General features: G+C 36.7%; 14 protein-coding genes and 1 tRNA gene. 7 read left to right on the forward strand and 8 right to left on the reverse strand.

What is annotated here, in order from left to right; genetic code table 11:
• Positions 1–46 precede the first annotated feature (46 nt).
• Positions 47–2,398 carry a LamG-like jellyroll fold domain-containing protein gene (locus Q4566_RS07090; protein ID WP_303419942.1) on the forward strand — a complete coding sequence of 784 codons (2,352 nt, stop codon included), beginning with the start codon at positions 47–49 and terminating at the stop codon, positions 2,396–2,398.
• Positions 2,399–2,494: 96 nt separating this feature from the next.
• Here the strand turns inward: Q4566_RS07090 and Q4566_RS07095 are convergent, their stop codons facing one another.
• Both Q4566_RS07095 and Q4566_RS07100 read right to left on the reverse strand, forming a co-directional pair.
• Entirely contained in the window at positions 2,495–3,805 is a 1,311-nt protein-coding gene (locus Q4566_RS07095; protein WP_303419943.1) for an HTTM domain-containing protein, read from the reverse strand.
• Entirely contained in the window at positions 3,795–4,733 is a 939-nt protein-coding gene (locus Q4566_RS07100) for a bifunctional riboflavin kinase/FAD synthetase (protein WP_303419944.1), read from the reverse strand. Before Q4566_RS07100 ends, Q4566_RS07095 begins: the two co-directional genes overlap by 11 nt.
• A 68-nt stretch (positions 4,734–4,801) precedes the next feature.
• On the opposite strand from Q4566_RS07100, the gene Q4566_RS07105 reads away from it, so the two are divergent.
• A complete protein-coding gene (locus tag Q4566_RS07105) occupies positions 4,802–7,498 on the forward strand; it encodes a reprolysin-like metallopeptidase (RefSeq protein WP_303419945.1) in 2,697 nt (898 codons plus the stop codon).
• A gap of 12 nt (positions 7,499–7,510) precedes the next feature.
• Here the strand turns inward: Q4566_RS07105 and pth are convergent, their stop codons facing one another.
• From pth to Q4566_RS07120, 3 genes are all read right to left on the reverse strand, one after another.
• A complete protein-coding gene (pth, locus tag Q4566_RS07110; protein ID WP_303419946.1) occupies positions 7,511–8,137 on the reverse strand; it encodes an aminoacyl-tRNA hydrolase in 627 nt (208 codons plus the stop codon).
• 75 nt (positions 8,138–8,212) lie between these two features.
• Positions 8,213–8,836: a 50S ribosomal protein L25/general stress protein Ctc gene (locus tag Q4566_RS07115; RefSeq protein ID WP_303419947.1), complete on the reverse strand. Its 624-nt coding sequence runs from the start codon at positions 8,834–8,836 to the stop codon at positions 8,213–8,215.
• A gap of 65 nt (positions 8,837–8,901) precedes the next feature.
• A complete protein-coding gene (locus tag Q4566_RS07120; protein WP_303419948.1) occupies positions 8,902–9,843 on the reverse strand; it encodes a ribose-phosphate pyrophosphokinase in 942 nt (313 codons plus the stop codon).
• 144 nt (positions 9,844–9,987) lie between these two features.
• Here Q4566_RS07120 and Q4566_RS07125 point away from each other — a divergent pair.
• The 5 genes from Q4566_RS07125 (at position 9,988) to Q4566_RS07145 (ending at position 16,364) form a co-directional block, all read left to right on the forward strand.
• Positions 9,988–10,067, forward strand: a tRNA-Leu gene (locus Q4566_RS07125).
• 527 nt (positions 10,068–10,594) lie between these two features.
• Entirely contained in the window at positions 10,595–12,808 is a 2,214-nt protein-coding gene (locus Q4566_RS07130; protein WP_303419949.1) for a beta-glucosidase, read from the forward strand.
• Positions 12,808–13,770, forward strand: coding sequence for an SMP-30/gluconolactonase/LRE family protein (locus Q4566_RS07135; RefSeq protein ID WP_303419950.1), 963 nt, complete (start codon positions 12,808–12,810; stop codon positions 13,768–13,770). The genes Q4566_RS07130 and Q4566_RS07135 overlap by 1 nt, the downstream gene beginning before the upstream one ends.
• Before the next feature lie 11 nt (positions 13,771–13,781).
• Entirely contained in the window at positions 13,782–16,028 is a 2,247-nt protein-coding gene (locus tag Q4566_RS07140) for a glycoside hydrolase family 3 N-terminal domain-containing protein (RefSeq protein ID WP_303419951.1), read from the forward strand.
• Positions 16,029–16,175: 147 nt separating this feature from the next.
• Positions 16,176–16,364 carry a hypothetical protein gene (locus Q4566_RS07145; RefSeq protein ID WP_303419952.1) on the forward strand — a complete coding sequence of 63 codons (189 nt, stop codon included), beginning with the start codon at positions 16,176–16,178 and terminating at the stop codon, positions 16,362–16,364.
• Positions 16,365–16,754: 390 nt separating this feature from the next.
• Here Q4566_RS07145 and Q4566_RS07150 read toward each other — a convergent pair whose 3' ends face one another.
• From Q4566_RS07150 to Q4566_RS07160, 3 genes are all read right to left on the reverse strand, one after another.
• Positions 16,755–18,293: a RagB/SusD family nutrient uptake outer membrane protein gene (locus Q4566_RS07150; protein WP_303419953.1), complete on the reverse strand. Its 1,539-nt coding sequence runs from the start codon at positions 18,291–18,293 to the stop codon at positions 16,755–16,757.
• 19 nt (positions 18,294–18,312) lie between these two features.
• The gene (locus Q4566_RS07155) at positions 18,313–21,339 is read right to left on the reverse strand and encodes a SusC/RagA family TonB-linked outer membrane protein (RefSeq protein WP_303419954.1); all 3,027 of its coding nucleotides are present in this window, start codon (positions 21,337–21,339) and stop codon (positions 18,313–18,315) included.
• A 327-nt stretch (positions 21,340–21,666) separates the two neighbouring features.
• On the reverse strand, positions 21,667–25,842 hold the full coding sequence (locus tag Q4566_RS07160) for a two-component regulator propeller domain-containing protein (protein WP_303419955.1): 4,176 nt from the start codon (positions 25,840–25,842) through the stop codon (positions 21,667–21,669).
• Positions 25,843–26,122: the final 280 nt, after the last annotated feature.

A 26,122-nucleotide genomic window follows, 5' to 3' on the forward strand; every position in this document is an offset into this window, starting at 1 on the left:
TTGCGCGCTAATAAAACATTGAAAAATAATTAAACCACCAAATCTTATGAAAAAAAACTACCTATTATTAATAGCTCTTTTTTTGAGCTTAATGTCTTTTTCTCAAATATTAGATCAGTCAGCAACAGCTGAAATTGAGCCTACTTTAACTATTAATAACACTAACCCTCCGGGGCAATTATTTATTGCAGGTATTGAAGGGAAGTTGACTAAATTTAGTATTTATATTACCGATAATAGTGGTAATTATAACTATCAATTAGCCGTTTATAGTGGTGCAGGTGATACAGGTACACTTTTAGGAACAGAGCTTTTCAGTACAACAACTTCAACACCTCTAGGTGAGTTTGAAATATCAATTTCAGCCAATATAGAAATGATACCTGGAAATACTTACACAGCTTATATTCTACCGATAAATTTTCCTAAAGAATATATGTCAATTGGAGTGTCATTAACTGATTCTTATCCTAATGGAAACTTGTATTTAGGAAATAGTACGTATAATACCACGGAATGGGATATGTGGTTTAAAACTTATGTAACACCTCCGACGGCTACCCATTTAGATTTTGATGGCGTAGATGATATCATCAGACTAACTAATAGCTTCAATGCTTCAGCAAATTACACCATTGAAGCCTGGATAAAAACAGACACCGATGGAACTATCGTTTATAATGCTTCTGGATATAATAATAGTTCGTTAGCATTAAGTAATGGAAAGTTGCAATATAGTGCACACAGGCATGGTTATCCAGGTTTGGCTGTTACGTCTAATCAAGTTATTACTGATAACAATTGGCATCATGTTGCCGTAACAATGAGTGCTCCAGCGACTAATAATGGCTTATGCAGCTTATATATTGATGGTGTTTTAGATAATTCTGGTGCACTTGGAGATCATTCAATTGCGATTGAAGCTTTAGCCATTGGAAGTTATTGGTCTCCATATTTTACGGGTTCTATTGACGAACTACGTGTTTGGGATGTAATTAGAACTGAAGCAGAAATTAATAATGCAAAAGACAACGAATTGGCATGTGATTTAACTGGTTTATTGGCTTATTATCAGTTTAACAACGGTATTGGTGCAGGTAATAATACAAGTGTCGCGACTTTAACTGATATAACAGGTAATGGACATGATAGCCCATTATCAAATTTCGCTTTAACAGGAACATCTTCAAACTGGTTAACTGGCTCACCGGTAACTTCACTTTTATCGCCTCCAAGTGCTGATTCACCAATAAGTTACGGGCAAAACGTGGCTGCCACAGCGCTAACGGCAACGCCAAGTGCAAATGGTTCAGGGGTGTTGTGGTATACTACTGCTACTGGTGGTACCAGCTCGACAACAGCGCCAACACCAAGCACAACGACTATTGGTGCTACTTCTTATTATGTAACTACTGTAAATGCTGATGGTTGCGAAAGTGAAAGAACCGAAATTGAGGTATACGTAATGCCACCAGCAACGCATTTAAATTTTGATGGAACAGACGATTATGTGAATTTACCAAATTTAATTGCCGCAGGAACTTCATATACGAAGCAAGCAATGATTAGACCACATGATATTTCTTCAAATGGCGGACACAATATTTTGTCAAATGGAAATGAAGTGTTTTGGATTTGGGATGGTAGTTTAAGAGCTGGTAATACGGGGAGTTTTGAAAACGTACAAACTGATGCTTCATCGTTAGTTAACACTTGGAGTCAAGTGACTGTAACTTACGATGCGCCAAGTACAACTATGAAATTATTTCTAAATGGTAATTTAGTTGATGAAAATAATAGTGTATCGGCAACTGTTGGGGGTAGCATACAGTTAGGTGCTTATGGTTCATCTGCTACTTTTAACGGAGATATTGATGAAGTTCGTATTTGGAATAAATCGCTTACTGAAGCTGAAATTAAAGCGTATTTAGATTGTGAAATGAAGGGTGATGAAACAGGTTTGACGGCTCATTACAAATTTAATCAAGGTTATCATGGAATAAGTAATACTAATGTGGCTACGCTAACGGATAATGCAGGTTCAAATCACGGTACTTTTAGTAGTGGTTTTGCTTTAAATGGAGCTACCTCTAACTTTTTTGCAGGTTCACCAATTACAACAGGTGTTACTTGCGTGACATTAAGTGCTTCTAATTTTGATGTTGCAGCTAAATTAAAAATGTACCCAAATCCAGCAACCAGCAATGTTACAATTAATATTGGTAATCTAACCGGTGCAAAATTACAAGTATTGGATATTACGGGTAAAGTTTTAAATAATGAAGCATTAAATAGTGCTGTTAACAGTATTGATCTTGCAAAATACCCTTCAGGTGTGTATATCTTTAAAGTAGTTGCTAAAGAAGGTACTGCAATAAATAAAGTTATTAAGCAATAATAAGGTTTAAGAAATCAATTATTAAATACGTTTTTACGTGTTTGCAGCGGCTGTTCTTTTTAGGGTAGCCGTTTTTTTACAAAAGCTATTAAAATATTACTTAGTGGGAAGCAACCACGTACTATGTTTAAAAACATCCCAAGGCACATTCGCGATGTCAATATCAGGGTTAATAAGGGTTTGATATGGTCTGCCGTTAACACTGACTTTGCAGTTTACGTAAACGGCGATGTCCATATGGTTGGCTTTATAACGTTCTTTAAGGCGTTGTGAAAATTGCCAAATAACATCGGGCTTGGCACTTGCCGATCGAATTTGTTTCTTTGTTAAATACTGGTTTAGTTTCACTTTAAAGCGCTTGCCATTGGCTTTGTTTTCAATCCAATAGGTTGTTCTTGCAGTTTTCGATCTCAGCATCATACGCCATGATAAACGATGGCCTTCTTCGGTCCACAGCACGTCGCCAGGAATAAAATGATGACGTAGCGGTAAGGCAATCTGTATGATGAAATAGACGAAAAATACAGTGACAAAAAGCTTTCTGGTCTTCGGAATGATGATTTCACCAGCATCATAATGTTTTTTCTTTTTGAGGAATAGTTTCTGAATGACTTCAGAAGGAAAAAAGAACAAGGTAAAGGCTAGCGATAAATACGGAAAGATTCCGATTTGAAAAATAAATGAATTGAACAAATGAAACACAATGGAAGCCGCAAAAGCATATTTTCGTGTGGGTTTATAAAGTAGTAAAGGAACAATTAAACCATCGAATAGAATACCGCCATAAGCTAAAACATACTGTAGCCATTTTTCCTGAAGCAGCTCACCAACAAGAAAATAATTCTTTTTACCGCGCATTAAGGTCTCCATGACATTGGTGTTTAACCAATCAGGATACAATTTGGCTTTAGCAGCGTAAGTGTAAACAATAAAGAGTTGTAAAATAATCACAATGCGACACCATTGAGGCATGGCATTGCTTTTAATTTCAGGGTTTATTTTGGCATCAATAGAAGCGTATCGGTTTGCAGGAAGAATCACCATAAGCGCACTAAGCAGCATCAATAAATAGTAGTGATTGTTATAAGAGGACTTTTGCATTAAATAAGTCCCAGACCACATGAGCGTAAAGGCGATCATGCTCAGTCGGTATTTATAACCTACCATGATGAGTAACCCGAAAAAGCCCATAACCGCGTAATAATAGTACATGCCGTCACCGGGAAGCGGTTGCAACCACTCAAAACCAATAAAATTAAAAGTAAAATCGGGTTCAACAAGCGTGCGTCTTATCCAACCAGTGAAAATTGCGCCAGCAGCTTCTAAAAAACATAAGGCCCCAAAAATGATTCGGAAAACAACTAAAGCTGAATTGTCGATATGTTTAAAAAACCATTTATTCAGCATGGTGTTTAGAAATGTAATCTAAAGCGGTCGTTTTATCTTTTTGAAGTTGTTCGGTTAGAGCTTCAACGGAATCAAATTTTTCTTCATCACGTAAACGATGTAAAAATTCAACCTTTATGGTTTCATCGTAAATGTCTTCATTGAAATCAAAAAAGTGTACTTCAATGGTTTGATTACTTCCGTTTACCGTAGGATTCATGCCAATATTCATCATGCCAAAAACAGTTTTTTCTTTTACTTTAGCGCGTACAATATAAGAACCTTGTTTAGGTATAATTTTGTAATCTTCAGTAATTTTTAGGTTCGCCGTTGGGAAATTAAGCTGTTTTCCTAAACCTTTCCCTTTGGTAACAACGCCCGAAATCATAAAGTTATAACCTAAAAAAGCATTGGCTTTTAAAATATCGCCTTCCTCTAAGGCTTTTCTAATTTTTGTTGAACTTACCGAAACATCATTTATATCTTGAGCAGATATTTCTTCAACTTCAAAACCATAAGTTTCGCCAAAAACTTTCAAGTCGTTAATATCAGCATTTCTGTTTCGTCCAAATCTATGATCGTAGCCAATAATCACCTTTTTGGCATTAATTTTATCAACTAAAATGTCTTTAACAAAATCTTCAGCTGAAATTCTAGAGAATTCTTGAGTGAATTTTTTAATCATCAAATAATCTAAACCTAAACCGTCTAAAATATCATGACGTTCCTCGATAGTATTTATCAATTTGATGTTAGAATCTTTTTGTAAAACCATTCTAGGATGCGGAAAAAAAGTAAGAATTACAGATTTTAAGCCGTCTTCTTTACCTGTGTTAATTAGGCGTTTTATTATTTTTTGATGTCCAATATGCACGCCATCAAAAGTTCCAATTGTTACTACCGCAGGCTCTACAGACTTGTACGTCTCTATATTTTTAACTTTTCGCATTTAATGAATAAAACTTAATACTTATAGATTTGCTATATTTGAAGTTATTAATAGCCTCTAAATTGTTTATGAAAACAAAACTACATTATGTTTTAACAACTGCAATGCTTTTGTTTGCATTTTCAGCATTATCACAAACTAATTTTTTTAGTAAAGTTAATGATAGTAAGTCTTTACAGAAGCGAACTAAAGGTAAAGTAGATGGAAAAGGAGTTTATTATCAATTTGACTACGAAGCCTTATCGGAAACGTTATCAAGTGTTTCAAAACAATCGCGTTCTTCAAAATCAGCAACTTTAATTTTAAGTTTTCCTAGTAAAAATGGTGTGTTAGAACGTTTTGAAGTTAGCGAATCTTCGGTGTTACATCCTGATTTACAAGCAAAATATCCTGAAATTAAATCTTTTGTAGCCAAGAGTTTAGACAATCCATCGGTGCACATGCGCTTTAGTTTATCACCATATAATGGGCTTTCGGCAATGGTGCTAGGTCGTGAAAAAACTTTAGTTTATCAGCCTGTAAAAGATAGGCCAGATGAAATATTAGTGACTTCAAAATCGAATGTTACTGAAAATGTATTCCTTGAATGTGCAAGTTTAAATGCAGATTTAGGAAAAACCTTAAAATCTGTAGATATTAAAGATGCCGACGACGGGAAACACCGTAAATATAGAGTTGCCATTTCAGTTACTGGTGAATATGCACAAGCCAACGGTGGAACTTTAGCCTCAGTAAATGGCGCTATAAATGCTACTTTAACCAATATCAATGCGGTTTTTGAAAAGGACTTTAATGTATCATTGGAATTAATTTCAACCAATGATGCTGTTATTTACCTGAATGCAAGTACCGATCCTTATACGACTTTGTCGAACTACAATCAGCAATTGGCAACAACTTTAGATAATGTCGTTTTAGAAGCGAATTATGATATTGGGCACCTTTTTGGAGGCATAAACGACGCTAATGGTAACGGGACAGGTGATGCTGGGTGTTTAGGTTGTGTTTGTAATAATGGCGGGTCTTATGCAGGAAAAACACATAAGGGAGCAGGGTTTTCTACAAGTGCAACACCTCATGGTGTTAATTTCGATATCAATTATGTGGCGCATGAAATGGGACATCAATTTGGAGCAACACATACCTGGTCACATGATGGTAACGAAGGTTTTAATAGCCAAATGGAGCCTGGGAGTGGGTCAACCATTTTGGGTTATGCTGGTATTACCGGCTCTTATAATTTGCAATTAAATAGTGACCCTTATTTTCATGCTATTTCTATAGAACAAGTCACTACTTTTGTGAAAAGTACGACCTGCGCAACGGTAACAGATACTGGTAACACTACACCAATTGTTGATGCGGGAGATGATTTAATTTTGCCTATTGGAACAGCTTTTAAGCTTGAAGGAACTTCTACCGATTCGGATGGTGATGTGATTACTTATTCTTGGGAGCAGTTTGATGAGAATGATGCTTCAACAATTTATCCTAATCCTGACGATTCAAATTCGAACTCGGTGTTATTCCGTTCTTTTTTACCTACCGAAAATAACATCAGATACTTTCCAAACTTATCTGATTTAAGATTTGGCCTGAATTCCATGCAATGGGAAAAAGTACCTAATGTTGGTAGAACGGCAGATTTTAGATTAACGGTTAGAGATAATAAGTTAGGTGGTGGTTCTAATAATCATGACGATGTACATGTTACTTTCGATTCGAGTTACGGGCCATTTGAAGTAACTTCACAAAATAAAGAAGGCATTTCATGGGTTAGCGGAACAACTGAAACCATTACCTGGCGTGTAAATAGTACAAATAATTTATCTGGAGCCTCTCATGTTGATATTTTGTTATCTACCGATGGAGGAATGAATTATAGCGAAGTTTTAGCTTCAAATGTTCCTAATGATGGTTCTTATACTTTGGTTGTTCCTGAAACGCCAGCACCGTATTGTAGAATCATGGTCGTGCCAACAGATAACTACTTCTTCAGCATAAATACATACGATTTTTCTATAAATTATACTGTCGATACGACTTGTAATCAATATACTTCTAGTTCTAATTTAGGACTAGTTATTACGGATAATGGTAAAGCTTTTACTCAGAGTCACACTATAAATGTTGGAGCCTCGGCAACCATTACAGATATAAATATAGGTGTTAATATAAGTCACGATTATATCGGGGATTTAGAGTTTGCGGTTGTAAGCCCCCAAGGGACTGAAGTTAAGTTGAAATATCATGAAGATTGTAGTGATGAGGTTAATATACTCGGTCTTTATGATGATGATGCTGAAACTTATAATTGTTCAGATTCTGCTTCAGGTTTAGCGTATCAACCCTTAAATGAATTGCTCTCACAATTTGATGGAGAGAATATTGCTGGAGATTGGACCATTCGTTTAGGTGATTTTGATGCTGGAGATCAAGGGACTTTAAATTCTTGGTTTATTGAAATATGCGATACTACAGAAACATCTTTAGATAATCCAGACAACCCGAATAAAGACGAGAATTTGGTAGTATTTCCAAACCCGAGTGAAGGCGATTTTATCCTAAAAATGTACAATCCTTCTAATAATGATATTCATATTAGTATTTTAGATTTGAATAACCGCTTAATTTATGAAGATACAAAAGTGGGACTTACCAACTTAGAGGAAACTTTAAGTTTAAGACAAGCACAGTCGGGTATGTATATTTTATACGTAACTAATGGCGTAAAAACCTTTACTAAGAAAATTATAATTAGGTAAATAAAGGAAGATTTATTTTCCGTTGAAGCTGTTCATGGTATTGTTAATGCCTGCTAAGCCGAAGGATTTAATAAGTTCCATTGATTTTTCAAGGCGTTCTTTAAGTTTGTCACTTTCTTCAGGCGTCCATTCGCCTAAAACATAATCAACTTGTCGTCCTTGGGTAAAGGCATCACTTATTCCAAATCTAAAACGGTTGTACTTGTTTGTGTTTAGTTTGTCTTGTGTGTCTTTTAAGCCATTATGGCCACCGTCGCTACCTTTAGTTTTAACGCGAATGCTTCCGAAGGGTAAGTTTAAATCGTCTGTAATGACTAATAAGTTTTCCAAAGGAATTTTCTCTTTAGTTAACCAATATAGAATCGCTTTTCCGCTTAAATTCATAAAGGTATTGGGTTTAAGAAAGATAAAAGTTCGTCCTTTTAATTTATAGGTCGTTATATCTCCCAGTTTTTGAGTTTCAAAAGTTAGGTCTTCTTTATTGGCAAAGAAATCAAGCACTTTAAAGCCAATATTGTGGCGTGTGTTTTCATATTTTGGGCCAATATTTCCTAAGCCAACGATTAAATATTTTTTCATAGGATCTTGTTCTTCTACAATGGTGTTCTTTTTAAAAAGTGAGGTTAAAAAAGAATACATAACACTGGTTTTTTGTAAAAATAAAAAAGCATCCTGAATTTCAGGATGCTTTTTATATAAGTTGAAGAATAAAATTTATTCTTGAGTTGCTTCAGCAGCTGCTTCAGCACCTTCTGCTCCTTCTTCTTCTTCGTCTTCATCATCAACAATAGCTGTTCTAGATGTTCTAACTTGACAAACAACAGTGTTATCTGTGTGTAAGAAAGAGTATTTTTCGTTTAAAAGATCTGCTACAGATACTTTATCACCAATTTTAAGTGGTGTAATATCGATTTCGATAAAATCTGGTAAGTTAGCAGGAAGTGCTTTAATACGTAATTTACGGTTGTTTCTTCTTAAAACACCACCGTTCTTAACACCTCTAGAGTTACCTACTAAGTGTACAGGAATATTTAAAGCGATTTCTTTATCTTCAAATAATTGATAGAAATCGATGTGTAAAATATTGTCTGTTACAGGGTGAAATTGAATGTCTTGTAATACAGCATTAAAAGTTTCACCGTTTTCTAAATTAATCACAACTGTATGCGCATTAGGCGTGTATACTAGTTTAGAGAAGGCTAATTCTGGTGCTGCAAAGTGCACTGGCTTATCTCCTCCGTATAATACGCAAGGAACCTGACCAGCATTACGTAAGGCTTTTGTTGCTTTTTTGCCCACGCTTTCTCTTTGAGATCCGTCGATTGTAATTGATTTCATTGTTATATATATTAAATTAAAATTCTTTTTTTTGCGTTCTTAATCCTTTGCGGAAGAAAAACGGTTTACATTACAAAATTTGAACTAATAGATTGGTTGTTATGAACTTTCTCCATAACCTGTGCAAATAAATCGGCACATCCTAAAACTCTAATCTTGTCGCTTAAAGGCTTAACAGGAATAGAATCGGTTACTATTAATTCTTCTAATTTTGAATTGTTTATGTTTTCGTATGCTTTACCCGATAAAATAGGGTGCGTACAAATAGCTCTTACACTTAAAGCGCCACGCTCCATCATTAAATCGGCTGCTTTTGTAAGTGTTCCAGCAGTATCAACCATATCATCTACTAAAACAACATTTTTCCCCGTTACATCACCAATAAGTTCCATGTGAGAAATGATATTGGCTTTAGCACGTTGCTTATAACAAATTACAACATCACTTTTCAAGGCTTTAGAATAAGCATAAGCACGTTTTGAACCTCCCATATCTGGAGATGCAATGGTTAAGTTATCTAAATTTAAGCTTTGTAAGTATGGTAAAAATATAGTTGAAGCGAATAAATGATCTACAGGTTTTTCAAAGAAACCTTGAATTTGATCGGCGTGTAAATCCATAGTGATAATACGCGTAGCTCCTGCTGCTTCCAACATTTTAGCAACTAATTTTGCTGCGATTGGCACACGTGGTTTATCTTTTCTGTCTTGTCTTGCCCATCCAAAATAAGGTAATACAGCTGTTATATGTCTTGCAGATGCGCGTTTCGCAGCGTCAATCATTAATAACATTTCCATTAAGTTTTCTGCTCCTGGATTTGTAGATCCAATAATGAAAATTCTTGTACCACGGATAGACTCTTCGTAAGATGGTTGAAACTCCCCATCGCTATAAGTAGACGTAATAACATTACCTAATTCTGCTCCAAAAGCTTTGGCAATTTTTTCTCCTAAAACTTTACTTTGAGTACATGCAAAAATTTTCGCTTCTGTGATTACAATTGGCATAGTTAACTTATTGTTTTAGAGCGTATAAACGCTACGTTGTTTTTAACGAGGTGCAAATTTATGGATTTATTTTAACCTAAAAAGCATATTGCCAGGTATTTTTATGATTAATATGGAAAAAATATATATTTTTGCAGTCCATTTGCTCAAGTGGTGGAATTGGTAGACACGTCGGATTCAAAATCCGATTCTTCGGAGTGCGGGTTCGATTCCCGCCTTGAGTACGATTTTAAACCGTAAATCTTTATTTATTAAAGGGGTGCGGTTTTTTTTGTTTCTAATTTTGCAAAAAAAATTAAGCTGCTGTAGGTAACCACACCTGCAGCAGCTTAATCTTTAAAAACCAAACTAAACTAACTATATGAAAAAATGTAATTTGTTATAATTACACTACAAATTTACGTTGGGTTTAGAGGTTTAATGGCGACATGCCGTGTCCATGATTAAAAAAATGCTCGTGATAGAAATTTTAATCGCGTTCTACTTTGTATAAAAATGTTAGTTACGTTCTTTAAAGTAGCTATTATTCAATATGAATTTTTATGCATGCAACAGATGTTCTACACATAATTGTTATAACCAATTAGCGAAAGCCCTTTGAATATCGCGTAAAACCAACATTTGCAACAAATGTTTTACAAGGTGCTGTATTTGTTTTAAAGATATTTTCCTTTTCTAGATAGTTTTATTTTCTCAAACCAATATCAAAAATTGCGAGCTGTATTTTGGCTTTAAAACGCATGATTATTTTATGAAAAAGAAACTTCCATTCCACTTGATGATTGGAGTTGTTTTATTACTTGTTTCGTGCACTACGAAAAAAGAGAAAGAAATGACTTCTACAACCAGCGCTAATCAAAATATTGAAGCTAAGATCGATAGTATTTTACCACTCTTAACCTTAGAGGAAAAAGTTGGCTTATGTCATGCGCAATCTAAATTTAGTACCAAAGGTGTAGAACGTTTAGGGATACCAGAAATCTGGATGTCTGATGGGCCGCACGGTGTTCGCGCTGAAATTAGTTGGGATTCGTGGGACTATGCGGGGTGGACAAACGATTCCATCACCGCCTTTCCAGCATTAACCTGTTTGGCGGCTACTTTTAACCCTACATTAGCTGGGGAATATGGTTTCAATTTAGGAGAGGAAGCCAGGTACCGTAAAAAAGATGTTTTATTAGGACCAGGCGTTAACATTTACCGTACACCATTTAACGGAAGAAATTTTGAATACCTAGGCGAAGACCCCTATTTAGCATCTACTTTGGTTGTGCCTTATATTCAAGGGGTTCAAAAAAATGGAGTAGCTGCCTGTGTGAAGCACTTCGCCTTAAACAATCAGGAACATTGGCGTGATGTCGTGAATGTTGAGGTGAGCGATAGAGCGCTTCATGAAATCTATTTGCCTGCTTTTAAAGCAGCCGTTCATGAGGGAGGTTCTTGGGCTATCATGGGAGCGTACAATAAATTTAGAGGACAATATACTACGCATCATGAATTGCTAACCAACAAGATTTTAAAAAGCGAATGGGGCTTTGATGGGGTCGTGATCAGTGATTGGAGCTCGACACATAGCACCCTTGAAGCCGCAAATAATGGTTTAGATATTGAAATGGGAACCGGAACCGATGGTTTGGGAACTACAACAGAAAATCATTACCAACATTATTATTTAGCCAATCCGTTTTTAGAACAATTAATAACTGGTGAAATTTCAGAAGCCGTTTTAAATGATAAAGTGCGCCGCGTTTTAAGATTGCGGTTTAGAACCAATATGAAAGCTAACCGTCCTTTAGGAAGTTTAAATACGCCAGAACATCATGAGGTAGCGAGAAAAGTGGCTACCGAAGGCATTGTGTTACTTAAAAATGAAGATAATTTCTTTCCTATAGAAGATAAAGCAGGGCTTACTATTGCGGTAATTGGTGAAAATGCCACACGCTCAATGACTGCTGGTGGTGGGTCTTCAGAACTCAAGCCACAATTTGAAATCTCCCCTTTGGAAGGCATACAAGCACGTTTCAAAAATGCTAAAATAGTGCATACTATGGGTTACGAAACAGGTGTTTCTGAATACGATGTGGTGCATCCGCCAAAATTAAATCAAGATTCGCTTAAAGCGGAAGCCATCAAACTGGCAAAAACGGCCGATGTGGTGTTGTTTGTGGGCGGACTTAATAAAAGCCACTTACAAGATTCTGAAGGTGATGACCGACAACAATACGGTTTGCCATTCGGACAAGAAGTACTTATCAATGACATTAGTAATGTGAACGAAAATCTCGGTTTTATCCTTTTAACAGGAAACGCCGTAGCTATGCCTTGGTTAGACCGAGTGAAGGGCTTGATGGAGTCTTGGTATTTGGGTAGTATGGCTGGACATGCCATTGCTGATGTCATTAGTGGAGATGTCAATCCTTCCGGGAAATTACCTTTTTCATTTCCGAAGGCATTGGAAGATAACGGCGCACATGCTTTTGGAGAAACCTCTTACCCAGGCGTTGATATGACCCAGCATTATAAAGAAGATATTTTAGTGGGCTATAGATGGCACGATACCAAAAAGATCGAACCGCTTTATGCCTTTGGATTCGGATTGTCATACACCACTTTTGAATTGAAAAATATGACTTCCAATAAGGAAAACTATTCTAAAGATGCTCGTATTAAAATAAACTGTACGGTTTCTAATACAGGTGATTTGGCTGGTGCCGAAGTGGTGCAAGTCTATATTGGTAAAAAAGATTCGAAGGTAGACCGCGCTTTAAAAGAGTTAAAAGGTTTTACTAAAGTGATACTAGATAAAGGCGAAACCAAATCGGTGACTATAGAAGTTCCAGTGGAAGCGCTGGCCTTTTATAACGAAGAGAAATCTGATTGGGAAATTGAAACCGGAGATTACCAAATTTATATCGGGAACGCTTCAAATAATATTTCTGAAACTTTAAATATAACCGTTAAGTAATGCTGAAACCTTTTGTGTTTTTTTTGGTTTGTATTTCTGTTTTCAGCTGTAAAACAGAAAAAGATTTAGATACAAACCTTAAAGCTGAATTAGTCTATGAAATCAATGCGCAATTGGGTGAAGGTGCGCTATGGAACTACAAAACCCAAGAATTGTATTGGGTGGATATTGAAGGCAAGACCTTAAATGTATATGACCCAAAAACGGAGACCAATAAAGTTTTTGAAACCAAATCCCGAATAGGCACTGTAGTACCTGTATCCGAAAGTGATGTGTTAATAGCTTTAGAGGATGGAGTGTATGGTTTGAATCTCGATTCAGGAAGCAGCGCCGTATTTACTAACATGCAAAGCGAGTTAGTTGGCAGCCGATTAAACGATGGGAAATGTGACCCTTCAGGGCGTTTTTGGGTGGGGTCTATGCACCTAAATCAAGAAGCCGGAAAGGCTAATTTGTACTGTATAGATGGAAGTGGAAGGCTTGAAAAAAAGTTGACTAACAGAACCATTTCTAACGGTATTGTTTGGACTTCAAACAAGAAAACCATGTATTATATTGATACGCCAACGGCACAAATTAAGGCCTTTGATTATGATGATGAAACCGCAACGATTTCTAATGAAAGAGTCGTTGTTGAAATTCCTGTAGATTTTGGATATCCCGACGGCATGACCATAGATGAAGAAGATATGCTTTGGGTAGGGATGTGGAATGGCAATGCCGTGATTCGTTTTAACCCAAAAACAGGGAAAGCCATTCAAAAAATAGAGGTGCCTGCTCATAATGTGACCTCCTGCGCTTTTGGCGGAGAAAACCTAGATGTTCTTTACATAACCACTGCTTCGGTAGATATGACTGATGAAGAAAAACAAAAGTACCCGCTTGCTGGATCCTTGTTTTCTGTGGTGCCAGGGGTAAAGGGAGTACAGGCTAATTTCTTTAATACAACAACTAATAACTAATCTCAAAACCTATGAAAAAAATTATTTTTCTACTATCCATACTAAGTGTTTTTTCATTTTCCGATACCAAAAAAACGTCTGATAATAACAACGATGAAGACCAATTTATAAGTGACTTACTGGCTAAAATGACCTTGGAAGAAAAAATTGGGCAAACCAATTTACGAGGCACTTCGAGCAGCACTAAAGAACTTCCAGAAGACCTAAAAAGTGCCGTTCGGAATGGCGAAATAGGCGCCTTTTTAAACATATCTAACTTAGATTATGTTGATGAATTACAACGGATTGCCGTAGAGGAGAGTCCGAATAAAATTCCGTTAATTTTTAGCCGTGATGTGATTCACGGTTTTAAAACCATTTTCCCTATTCCTTTAGGGATTGCCGCTTCTTGGGATACTGAAGTGGCTAAAAAATCATCTGAAATTGCTGCTTTTGAAGCCTCGGCTATGGGCATACGTTGGACCTTCGCGCCTATGCTTGACATTGCTCGAGATAGCCGTTGGGGGCGTATTGCCGAATCACCAGGGGAAGACCCGTATCTGGCGAGTCTTTTAGGAAAAGCTTATGTGGAAGGCTTTCAGGGCGACGATTTAAGCAATCCTACTAGTATTGCAGCCTGTGCCAAACACTATATTGCTTATGGCGCCGCTATTGGCGGAAGAGATTATAATACGGTAAACCTCAGCGAACCTTTACTACGCAATGTGTATTTACCACCTTTTGAAGCAGCGGTAGATGCAGGAGCGGCCACCGTGATGTCGTCTTTTAACGAGATTAACGGCATACCGGCTTCAGGGAATTCGTTTTTACTAAAAACGGTACTTCGCGACGAATTGAAGTTTGATGGTTTTGTGGTGAGCGATTGGGATTCTACCGAAGAAATGATTGCGCATGGTTTTGCTAGCGATAAAAAACATGCTGCTGAACGCTCTGCTAACGCTGGTATGGACATGGAAATGAACAGTACTTGTTATGAAGATCATTTAAAACAACTTATTGAAGAAGGAAAGTTTTTAGAAGGTGAATTAAACGAATTTGTTAAAAATATTCTCCGTATTAAATACAGATTGGGATTGTTTGAAAATCCGCATCGTGATAAAACGCATACCGGGAATTATTATGCCGAAGCGCATATGCAAGAGGCAAAAAAAGCAGTTGTAAAAAGTTCAGTTTTATTAAAAAACGAAAGCATTTTACCTTTAAATAGAAAAACAAAAGTCGCTTTGATTGGACCGCTAGCAGATGCGCCACACGAGCAGTTGGGCACATGGACTTTCGATGGCGAAAAAGAACACACCATCACACCTGTAGATGCTTTTAAAGCCGCCAAGGTTAATTTTAAGTTTGCCGCTGGTTTTACGCATAGTCGAGACCGTTCAAATAAAGGGTTTCAAGAAGCGGTTCAAGCAGCAAAAGCTTCTGATGTAATTTTGTTTTTTGGTGGAGAAGAAGCGATTCTTTCAGGGGAAGCCCATAGTCGAGCCTATATCAACTTACCAGGAGCGCAAGAGGCGTTAATCAACGAATTAGCGAAACTGAATAAGCCTATCGTTTTGGTGATTATGGCGGGGAGACCAATTTCGGTTTCAGAGATTATGGCTAAAACCGATGCGATTTTAATGGCTTGGCACCCCGGAACTATGGGTGGCGAAGCGCTTTATGATATGATTTATGGAATTGCTGAACCCGCAGGACGTTTGCCTGTTTCTTGGCCTAAAACCGCTGGGCAATTGCCATACTTTTACAATCATAAAAATACAGGACGACCAGCTTCTGCTGAAGAATTTATTGAAATGGATTCTATTCCGATTCACGCATGGCAAAGCTCTCTAGGAAATGATTCACATTATTTAGATGTTGGATTTGCGCCACAATATCCTTTTGGTTATGGTCTAGGTTATTCAAAGTTTCGTTATGAAGATTTGTCGATTTCCAAAGACACGATAGGGTTTAACGAAGAAATTACGATCACAGCAAAGCTCACCAATATTGGTGAAAGAGCAAGTACCGAATTGGTACAATTATATATCCAAGATGTTATAGGAAGTATTACAAGACCCGTAAAAGAATTGAAAGGCTTTCAGCATGTGTACTTAAAACCAGGAGCCTCTAAAGAAGTCCGTTTCTCTATGTCGTCCAAAGATTTGGAATTTGTAAATCATGAGATGGTTAAGGCGGCTGAACCTGGAAATTTTAATGTTTGGATAGGCGAAAATGCAGGTTCGGGGCTTCAGGAGACTTTCTATTTAAAAGAATAAGGTTGGTAGAATAAAAATAATGGTTAGTTGTTGTTTTTTAATTTGTTGGTAGATTAAGGCGGGTGAGATACCTGCCTTAATTTTTTTAATATGTGTTGATTTAGTTGTATTTGTTACCTTTGAAAGATGACATAAAGCGACTATAGAATGGGCAATTCAAAACAAGACTACATAAAACAAATCGTGGAGGAATTAGAAGTTGTTTTAGCCAATAAAAAACCTTTTCAGTATTTTAAAAATAAAGTAGAATCTTCAGATTTCAGACAAAGTCGGTTTGAATTCAAACAGAAAAAATTGGAAGAACATGTAGCAAATATTTTAGATATTAATATATAGTACAGAGATTTTTTCGACTATGCTATCACGGACTTAATAAGACCCTTCAGGTTTCAAAAACCTGAAGGGTCTGTTAGGTAAATAAGTGTTTTTTAATGCTAATCACCCCGCTCCAAAAGTTGTAAATCATCATCATTTTTTAAGGAAAGTACTTGATTTTTCCTGGAATGGTTATTTCTTGCAGGTCTTTGACATCGCTGGGAACATATAAGCCGCTGTTTGAAACAGGGACATTTTGGAAATCATCTTTACCATTACCTTTTAATAATTTGTTAGATTCCTCGGTAAGGCAAAATTCATATTAATTTTAAGAAAAAATAAAGCAGCAAGAAAAATATTCCAGCTGCTTTATTCCATGAATAAACTAAACCAATTAATTATATTTTTAAACTAGTAACCAGGGTTTTGGTCACTTTCATCTAATTCTGAATTTTTATCTATTTCGGTAATCGGGATAGGGAATAAATCATTTTTAGAAGTATAACCTGTACCTGCTAATTCTGTGGCAGCTAAATCCCAACGTACTAAATCCCAGAAACGTTGGCCTTCAAAAGCTAATTCTAAGTATTTTTCATTAACAATGGCATCAAATAAGTCTTCACCTGAAACTGAAGCGGCGATATCTCCTAAACCGGCTCTGTTTCTTACTTTGTTTAATTCGGTTCTGGCGGCAGCGTCTTGCCCAGTTTTTTGATAAGCTTCAGCAGCTAGTAATAATACTTCCGCATAGCGAAGTAATCTATAATTGGTGCTATAATTTAATTCTCTAACACCATCTGGACTGGTATCTTCTGCTTTAGTGGCGTACTTGATTCTAATGGCACCTTCATAATCCCAAATTGTGCCTCCTGTTGCGGCACCTGCATTTACAGCGCCACCAGTAGCAATAAGTTCGGCTTCAGTCATAAGATTTGCTGCTTTTCTGTCTGTGTCTCCAGCGGTTTCATAAGCATCGACTAGTTTTGCAGTTGGTAAATTAAACCCCCAGCCGTTAATAAGTTCTGTACCAGTTAGGTCGAAAATACCATCGCCACGAGGTCCCATCAACTGTATGTGGATATTACTTTCGTTTCTTCCTCCCCAGTTAAAATTCCCCCAATCTCTTTGTGAGGTTGAAATAAAACTTAATTCAAATAAGGACTCGATACCAAATTCGTTGTTAATACTCCAAACATCTTCAGGGTTAGGTTCTAAGTCGTGAGACGGGTTTGATATCACACTGCTGAAAAAAGGAATGGATTCGGGGTGCTTTCCTTGGAAAACTAAAACTTTTCCCATTAGAGCTTGTGCGGTTCCTTTTGATACTCTAAAATCTTCAGTAGCAGATTTGTCTGGAAGTGACGCTATAGCATCGTTTAAATCAGATTCAATTTGTATGTAAATATCCTGTTGTGTTGATTTTGCAATTCCAAATTCATCGGCAGCCGCAGGAATGGTTAATCGTAAAGGGACTTCACCAAACATGGTGGTCAATTCAAAATAGCACCAGGCACGCATAAATTTTGCTTCCGCCAAAGCGGTATCTTTATTACTTAAATTACTGTCTTTAATATTCTCAACAACAAGATTAGACAGGGCTATGGTTCGGTAATACAGATCCCAAATGCTGGTAATAGAAGCGTTAGAAGACGATACATCGGTATAATCATCAATATCCTGTAATTGCTGTTGGTCGCCAGAATTTCCTCCTGCGGCATTGGCATCATCTCCAGGAAGTAACTTTACAAAAAAGGCACTGCTCCAATCTTTACTGTAATTGTGCTGCATTAAATCGTAAATACCTATAACGGCTGTTTCTACATTTTCTTCTTCAAGAAAATAGGTGTCTAGGTCTTCGACATTTAATCTCGGATTGGTGGTGAAATCATCGCTACATGAAATAATACCAATACAGATTACTGCTATAAGTGTTGTAATTATTTTTTTCATAAAATGTTAATTTTTAGTATTAAAAGTTCAACGATAATCCGAAAAGTGCTTTAGCAGCTGTTGGATAAAAACCTCTATCTACACCTATAGAATCGTAATTAAAATTTCCAATTTCTGGGTCTAAACCACTATAATCGGTAAAAGTGAAATAATCGTCTAACGAAACATAAAGTCTTAGGTGTTTAATTTTCAGCTGACTTAAAAAGGACTCAGGCAGGGTGTAACCGAATTGAATTTGTTTGATACGCATGTAAGAACCATCTTCAACGACTAAATCGGTATCATAAGAATCAATAACGTTAGCGGCACCAGGGTAGCTGGCGTTATCACCTGGTTGTTGCCATCTGTTTTCATAAAAATGCACCGGCTTATTGGTAATAGGTCTAGAAGGTTGGTGGTAAACTGAAACGATATCATTACCTGCTGTTCCTTGAAATTGTAAATTGAAATCAAATGCTTTATACGCTAAATTGATATTTCCACCGTAAAGCAAGTCAGGATGCGGAGAACCAATCATGGTTTTATCTGAATCAGTGATGTTTCCATCGTTATTGGTGTCTACAACAATCACCTCTCCTGTTGCTGAATCAATGCCAGCAGTTTCAAATCCGTAAAAATACCATGACGGTAAACCTTCTGTAAATCGTGTGATGCCGTCTGCGTTTTGAGGCGCCCCAGCACCAACTAATGAGGCACCATCTGGAACAAATAAAATCTCGGTAACTTCATTTTTAAGGGTGGATAAGTTGGCGCTTATGCTGTATCTAAATCCGTTATTTGTTGTGTTATTAAATCCTAATTCAAATTCAAAACCAGAGTTTTCAATGGTACCTGCATTAAATTCATTGGATAGAAACCCTGCCGATCCTGGTGTGATTAATGAACCATCTTCTACAATCGCATCTCTAGTAGTCTTTTTGTAATAATCGGCTGTGAAAGATAGCTTGCTGCTAAAGGCTCTTAAATCGATACCAACATCAAATTGTTCAGATGTTTCCCATACTAAATTCGGATTGGCATACCCTGTGATTTCTGCACCTTCATTACCTAAATAAACAATAGGAAGTTCGTTAACAATGTTTGTAATATAGGTTTTGTCTGAATTACCTTTTAAGTTAGCCCGACTACCGTTTTGCCCCCAACTACCTCTAAATTTAAGGTAATTGAAACCGGCTTGGGTATTCCAAAAATTTTCATTTGAAATGATCCAACCCGCAGAGAACGATGGGAAAACGCCTGTTTTGTTGTCTGTAGGGAATTTATCTGATTTATCTGATCTTACTGAAGCTTCAAATAGATATTTATCGGCATAATCGTAAGAGAATCTACTGTAAATAGATACCATATTGTCATAATAAGGATCTACGATATCTTGCTGGGTGTTGAATCCTGGCAAATCATAATCCCATCCAGTAAAGTCTGCTACAGCCACCGAACCACTATTTTTTATAGGGGTTTCTACATCCTGATCTTCGGCGGAGTATCCTGCCATTAATTTCAGGTTATGTGATCCTAAAGATTTTTCATAGGTTAGGAAGTTTTCCCATAGCCATCTTGTGCTTTCTACTTTTTCATGTGAACCGGTATAGGCTGTGTTTGCAGCTTCAGACGACACATAATATGGGATTATACGTGTTGTGGTTTCTGTGTTTTCTTGATCAATACCAAATCTTGAAGTTACCGAAAGTCCTTCCGCTAAGTTTAATTTTAAGTATATCGATGCTAATAATTGATCGCCGTCATAATTGGTTTTATCAATTTCATTGGCATAGGCTACGGGATTTATAACTTCACCTGTTGAAAATGAAGGATAGCCGTAAACGTTTCCATCACCATCAGTTAATAAGGGCACACCATTCGTGTTGGCATTATCGATAACCGATTGTGGCACTTGTCCGTTAGGGTAAGTTACCGGAGTTAAAGGGTCAATAATCAGCATGTTTTGAATTACCCCTCTGGTATCGCTGTTTTCTTGGATACCATTTCTATCGGAAAGGGAATAGGTGGCGTTAAGTCCGATTTCAACAACCTTACCTAATTTACTCTTTAAGTTTGTACGAAAGGTGGTTCTTTTAAAGTTGGAGTTTGATCTTCCAACCACCCCATCTTGATCTAAATGAGAGGCCGAAGCATAGTACATGAATTTTTCACTACCACCAGAAATATTAACGTCGAAGCGTTGTAGCATGGCTGTAGAAAAGGTTTCGTCAATCCAATTGGTGTTGTAGCCATTGTTAGAAACCGTTCCAATGCCCGCTTCATTCATATAGTTTACAAACTGTGAAGAATCCATGAGTTCCATGCTGGTGTTTACAAACTGTACGCCTGTTTGGCTGTTGAAAGACACTCTTAAATCGCCTGTACGACCACTTTTTGTGTTTATGATAATAACCCCGTTGGCGCCTTCTGTACCGTAAATTGAAGAGGATGCCGCATCTTTTAAAATTTCGATATTTTCAATATCTGAAGGCGCGATATCTTCAATAGATGAGGTTTTCATACCATCTACAATATAAAGCGGTTCAGAATTACCACTGGAACCGGCTCCACGAATTCTAATTTTTGCTCCAGAACCAGGCGCCCCTGAAGAGGATGATACGGTAACCCCTGAGGTACGACCTTGAATCACTTGCTCAACTCTCTGGTTAGAAGAGGATGCAATGCGTTCACTGTCTATACTTGAAATAGCACCTGTTACCAAGCTCTTTTTCTTAGTGCCGTAGCCAACAACCACAATTTCATCTAATACCGAAGCATCTTCGGATAAAGTGACGTTTAATGTTGTTTGTCCTGTAAATTTAATTTCTTGTGATTGGTAACCAACAAATGAAAATACCAGCGTATTTCCTGTATTGGTGTTGAGTTCATAATTTCCGTCAAAGTCTGTTACAGTTCCAGAGGTAGTTCCTTTGGCTATAACATTCACTCCTGGAATAGGAACACCTGCTTTGTCGGAAACAGTTCCTGTAACTGATTGCGCATAAATGATGCTGCCAATCAATAAAAAGGCGGGAAGCATCATTTTTTTAAGTAATCTGTTTTTCATAAAGTTTAGTTAGTTTTTAAGTTATTACTATCCTTGTTTTGTTTTAAAACACATACACAATGATGAAAAGAAGTAGTGCTATAATGCACAGGATTATAATAACTTCTCCGATTTTTTTAAGTCTATTTGTTTTAAACATATCCCAAATGTTAAAAAATTATTAAATGAAACATATAACCTTTAGAGCATGTATTAGAAATTTTGTGGCAATAGTCTTTCATTTAGAGGGTTTGCGACATTTGAATTAAGTGGTGCAACAATTTTACTAACAGGGTTTTAATACTATTTTAACCATATAATATCGCTTTTAATTTGTTTTTCTTTTAATTAGGAGGCTGTTTTAGACTTCACTTCGGTAGGTAAAAAACCAAAATGATTTTTAAAACATTTGGTGAAATAGGAGTGTGAAGAAAAACCGGTAGCGTAACAAACTTTGCTAATATTGGTTTCACCCATCTCTAAAATTTGCTTGGCTTTTTGCAGTCTAATATTTCTTAAAAACTCACTAGCAGTTTGGTTAGTAAGTGCTTTAATTTTACGGTAAAACTGACTTCTACTCAAATTAAGTTGAGATGCTAAAGATTCTACATTTAAATTCGGGTCGCCAATATTTTTGTTAATATGGTTTAAGACGTTTTCAATGAATTCTTTATCTAAGGGTGTGCTGTTGACATCTTGTGGTACTTCACTAATCACGCTAAAGTATTTGTTGAAAATAAGTTGTCTGCTGGTAATGAGTTGAGCCAGTCTTAGTTTAAGTAAGCGAATATTAAAGGGCTTCACTAAATAAGCATCAGCTCCTGTTTCTATCCCTTCAATACGGTCTTCTACCTTTGCCTTGGCGGTAAGCATTAAAACCGGGATGTGACTGGTGCTTAGGTCTTTTTTTAAGTGCTTGCAGAATGCCATGCCGTCCATTTCAGGCATCACCACATCGGTAAGGACGACATCAGGAAAAGCTTCCTTGGCAATTTTTAGTCCGTCAACTCCGTTATTAGCAATAAGTACTTTGTATTGCTTGCTTAACTCAAGTTTTAAATAAGCTCTTAGTTCTTGATTATCTTCAACAACTAATATGGTGTGCTGTTTTTGAGAAGTTCCCGCTACTAAAGGTTCTTCAGTTTCTTCTACTAATGAAACTGCTGGCACATAAGAGAAATCATCGTCTTTAAGGAATTCTGAAGCATCATCAAAAACGATTTGGTTTTCTTTAAAGTGGTTATGGCCTAATGGCAGCAGAATTTTAAAGGTGGTTCCTACACCAACTTCACTCGTGACTTCAATATTTCCCTTATGTAATTTTACAAAACTTTGTACAACTTCAAGCCCAATGCCTGTTCCACCAAAATAGGTTTTACTTTGGTTTTCTACTTGGTAAAAGCGTTCGAATATTTTATCGGCTTCTTCGGCTTTTAAACCTGGACCGGTATCTGAAATAATGATTTCTACCGCTTGCACACCGCCTTGTTCATTAACCAAAGGCAAATTGTAAAGTTCTTCAGTGGCTAATAACTCGATGTTTATAGCGCCACCTTCAGGCGTGATTTTAATGGCGTTAGATAGTAAGTTAAATATGATTTTTTCTAGCATTTTGACATCGGCCCAAACGGTTATATTTGGGTTGTCAGAATCCACACTTAACAGAATATTTTTGTTGTTGGCTTCTTCTTTAAAATAACTGACTATATTTTTAGTAAAATCTAGAAGGTTTAGTTGTCTGGCTTTAACCTGAAGTTTATTGAGTTCCAGTTTTCTGAAATCCATGAGTTCATTAATGAGTCGGTATAAGCGATCGGCATTTTTATTAATAATGGCATGTTTGTTTTGCACATGGTGAGGTAAGTCTAACTTAGAGTCATGAATGAGGTCTTTTAATGGGTTCATGATTAAAGTGAGTGGTGTGCGAAACTCATGTGAAATATTAGTAAAAAACTGAATTTTTTTCTGATTCAATTCATCTTGTTGTAACCGCTGTATGCGTTCATTTCTAATAAGTTCTTTTTCTTTTATTCTGCTTTGAGTAAGGTGGTTGAGGTAGTAAAAACTGAGTAGAAACAGGAGAATATAGAGGATGATGGCCCAAGTAGTTTTCCACCAAGGCGGTAGAATTTCTATGCTTAGTTCTAAAGGGGTTTCATTCCATACCCCATCATTGTTTGAAGATTTCAGCTTAAAGGTGTAATTGCCTTGGTCTAGGTTAGTATAGGTTGCACTGCGTTTTTGGCCTACATAATTCCAAGAATCTTCATAGCCTTCTAAGTAATAGGCATAGTTGTTTTTTTCTGGTCTGGTAAAGTTTATCCCCGTATATTCTATGGTGAAAACCGATTGGTCACTGTTTAGGGTGATGTTATTGGTTTCAGAAATCGTTTTGTTTAGAGGGGCATCAGCTTGGTTGGGAATGACCGTTTCATTAAATAATTTGAAATCGGTTAAACGTAAAATAGGAACCTTTGCATTGGTTTTTAGGTTATTCGGATGAAAATAATCGAGACCCTTTAAGTTGCCAAAGTAAAGCATGTCTTGGCAGTCTTTTAAAACAGCACCAGCGTTAAAGTCGTTAGATAATAAACCGTCGTTAAACGTGTAATTGGTATATTCTAATGGGTTTAAATCTATTTTAGTTAAACCTGAATTGCCACTAACCCAGATGTTGTTGTCGGCATCCTCAATAATAGCCGCGACGTTGTCTTCTTCTAAACCATTTGCTCGGTTATACCATTCTAATTGTTTACTGGAGGTGTTGTATTGATAGAGACCAGTACCTCGAGTTCCAACCCAAATATTAGTTTTAGAATCTTCGTAGATGCTCAGTATGTAATTGGTGTTTGATGAGCTGTTAAACGTTTTATTTATTTTATCTGAAAAAGCGTGGATTCTCTTGATGTGCATGCCATCTTTTTCAATTTTAAAAAGTCCGTCAACAGAACCTAGCCATAAATCATCGTTGGTGTCAACGAGTACTTTAGAAACATCGGTAGTGTTCAGGCGATGTTTTACAAAGGCTTCCGAATTAAAATGTGTAAAATCCTTGGTTTCTGGATTGAAGGCATGGAGCCCTTGGAATGAAGTGCCTATCCAAATAGTACCTTCGGCATCTTCAGTAATACTTCTAATGGTATTTGATTTTAATCCTACAGCATTTTCGCTCGAGTAGCTGATAAATTTTTTGCTTCCTTTTTCTAGAAAGAACAAACCATGGTCCCAACTTCCGGCCCAAATGTTTCCCTTAGAATCTTTATATAAGGACATGATGTGGTTAGATTGTAAACCAGAATAGACGCTCTGGTCTTCGGAGTTTATATGCGTGATTTTACCAGATTTGGTATTTAGTACGTCAATACCTCCGCCATCGGTAGCCATCCAAAGATTTTCATTTTCATCTTTAATGAGGGCCATAATAGAAGTTATTTTTAGTGAGTTGTCTTTGTTTGGAGAACTTTTAATGTCCTTAAACTTGTCATATAAAGCATCACTTATGGCCACGCCACTATTGAAATAGCCCATCCAAATACGGCCATCGTTGTCTACATAAACTTTCCAAATGGAATTATGCAACAAGCTGTTTTCATCTTCCTTGCTATAGATGTAGTTTTTAACAATCGCATCGTTGTGGTCTAAATGAAAAAGCCCGTCGTTTTCGGTGCCAATCATCATGCTGTCATCAGCTAATTGGGCAAAGGTTATGATCTTTTTTGTGGTTAGCGGTATTTGTTTAACACTAATGATGCTATAGTTTTGATTTTTATTCAAGGTACATTTGTAAACGCCTTGGTTGGCTTGTGTGCCTACCCATAATTGGTTATTTCGATCTACCATGAGAGTAGAAATATCGGTTTCAAAACTGGTTTTATTTTTGGTGTAAAAATGGGCATGCACCAGTTTGTTTTCGGTAACATCAATTTCTTTTAAACCATAATTTGTGCCCACGTATAATTTGTTGTTGCCAACATGCTCAATACTATTGATATTGATGCGGTGCGATTGGTCATGAAACGTTGAATTTGCTACTTTTTCAACTTTAAAACTGTTGATATTCAGCTTGAAAATACCGTTGCCGTAGGTGCCTATGTATAAATTGTTTGAGGCGTCTTCGGTTATGGTTGTGATTTTATCACTGTTAGGGTTGCTAGCATCAAGTACAAAACGTTGAAATTGATCTAAAGCACTATTGTATAAATCTAATCCGTTTTCGGTGCCTACCCAGAGTCTTTGTTTACTATCTATAAAAGTACAGTCTACGCGGCTGCTGCTCAAAGACGTTGAATCGTTTAAAATGTGTTTGTAAGAGGTGTAATTGATGCCATCAAACTTGTAGAGTCCTGTGGCATTGGTGGCAATCCAAATGAATCCCTTGTGGTCTTGTACGATATCTGGAATGCCAACTTTAGGAATGCCTTCTTTGATGCTTACAAAATCATATTCCTTTTGGATGTGCTGCCCCCAAGAATTGAACTGAAAAACCCACAATAAAAGTAGGGTTAAACGTATAGTTTTTTTCATAAGTCAAGTGGTTAGTTGGATTTGTATTTAAAGATAAAGATAAAATTTAAGAAAATTCAGCACTAAAATTAAAGAAGCATCCATTGTAAATTATGTTGCATATAGGCTGTGAATGTTGCGCTGTTAGGGGCTTGTATGTTGTTTGGATTAAAGTGAAATCTGAAGTGAATCACTATGTTGTGTTTGTGCTGTTCAAATTTTAGACGGTTTACAGGCTTGTTAGTAGTATATACTTTTTCAAGATCTAGCTAAGCTTCAGTATGCTAAAACTTCGTAAATT

The organism is Tamlana sp. 2_MG-2023, from assembly GCF_030548465.1.
Classification (GTDB): domain Bacteria; phylum Bacteroidota; class Bacteroidia; order Flavobacteriales; family Flavobacteriaceae; genus Pseudotamlana.